The organism is Streptomyces sp. 4F14 (assembly GCF_048159485.1).
Taxonomy (GTDB): Bacteria; Actinomycetota; Actinomycetes; order Streptomycetales; family Streptomycetaceae; genus Streptomyces.
In genome coordinates this window covers 1-543 of record NZ_JBLRVY010000098.1, presented here as the reverse complement: position 1 = coordinate 543, position 543 = coordinate 1, and the positions used below count along the sequence as shown (strand labels likewise).

At 73.8% G+C, this 543-nt stretch carries 1 protein-coding gene; it reads right to left on the bottom strand.

From position 1 onward, the window contains the following. The coding region (locus tag ACLZOT_RS49790; RefSeq protein WP_416975956.1) for an enoyl-CoA hydratase/isomerase family protein at positions 1 to 543 on the bottom strand (543 nt) is incomplete at both ends.

Below are 543 nucleotides of genomic sequence, written 5' to 3'. Positions count from 1 at the left end.
CCGCCGCCTGCTCGGCCAGCTCCGCCGCCGGGACGACCCGGTTGACGATGCCCAGCTCCAGGGCGTCCTGCGCGGAGACCGACCGCGGGAAGAAGAGCAGATCGGCGGCGCGGCTCTGCCCGATCAGCCGGGGCAGGGTCCAGGACACGCCCGAGTCGGCGGTGAGGGCGACGCCCGCGAAGGACGTGTTGAAGGAGGCGGTGTCGGCGACCACCCGGTAGTCCGCCGCCAGCGCGAACCCGAATCCGGCCCCGGCCGCGACCCCGTTCACCCCGGCCACGACCGGCTTCGCCATCTCCGTGATCGCCCGCACGATCGGGTTGTAGTGCTCCTGGACCGTGCTCAGAGCGTTCCCGCCGCCCGCCTCGCGGGTGGCCCGCAGGGTGGCGACGTGCTCCTTCAGGTCCTGGCCGACGCAGAAGGCGCGCCCGGTGGCCGTGAGCAGCAGCGCCCGTACCGCCGGGTCCGCCGACTCTTCCAGCAGCGCGTCCCGGAGCGCGACCTTCTCCGCCGTGTTCAGCGCGTTCATCGCGTCGGGTCGGT